The organism is Microvirga tunisiensis, assembly GCF_009296175.1.
GTDB classification, from domain to species: domain Bacteria; phylum Pseudomonadota; class Alphaproteobacteria; order Rhizobiales; family Beijerinckiaceae; genus Microvirga; species Microvirga tunisiensis.
Genome location: NZ_VOSK01000923.1, coordinates 1 through 724, shown reverse-complemented (window position 1 = coordinate 724; position 724 = coordinate 1). Strand labels below are relative to the sequence as shown.

At 61.7% G+C, this 724-nt stretch carries 1 protein-coding gene and 1 pseudogene; both read right to left on the bottom strand.

Annotated elements, in window-relative coordinates; genetic code table 11:
• Positions 1 to 209, bottom strand: a 209-nt coding sequence (locus FS320_RS47465; protein WP_210252276.1) for a hypothetical protein, incomplete at its 3' end; no start/stop codon positions are given.
• 170 nt (positions 210 to 379) lie between these two features.
• Positions 380 to 610, bottom strand: a pseudogene (locus FS320_RS51400) (DDE-type integrase/transposase/recombinase); the annotation flags it as partial.
• Between the last annotated feature and the right edge of the window lie 114 nt (positions 611 to 724).

Sequence of the window (724 nt, the reverse complement as noted above, 5' to 3'; positions counted from 1 at the left end):
CCCAGTGCTGCGGCCGAGCCTGCCAGAACTGGCGTGAGCCAACGCCAACGGCTCGAATGAGAGCTCTCGTTAGGACGGAGCGCCCTGCCCGACCTTGCAGTCGCCCGCCCATGGTGATGGGTGTTAACCCGTTGCGGTTGGGTCGCGTGAAGGGTCGTCCCAGCTTGGTCGCGCGGACTTGTCTCGGCTCTCGTCTCAGTGCGGGACATGCATGCTCTCCATGTGGGCTGATCGTGAAGAACGCCCGAGAAGCCAGTCGGTTGCTGCAACGCAGCATGTTGAAACAATCGCTCTTTCCGAAGAGGCTTCTGCGTGTATGCGGTGCTGTCACGTTAACCAGCATCGGGCGCATTGAGACAAAGTCGACCGCCTGACAGCCTCAAGCGGCGGCATTCGCCGCGACTTTCCATTCCGCCATCGCGTTGAGGCGGTGAAGGTGGGTCGCACGGGCAGAGCGGCGGGAACGGGGTGGAACGAAGAGATTGCGGACGGCTGAGAACACGTTGACGAACCCCTGCAGCCCTCCGGCAGATCGAAAGCCTTGCCTCGCTCGTTCTCGCCGACGGAACGGCAGATGCGAATTCTCGGCCCGGTTATTAAGCCCCTTATATGGGCCGATACGTCAGTCAAGTGCTGGTCGCAGGTGCTGCCGTGATCTCCGAGGTTGAGCCCGATGGCGCTCATGCGAACCGTTCGTCCGCATCACCTTATATCCGGTTGGGCC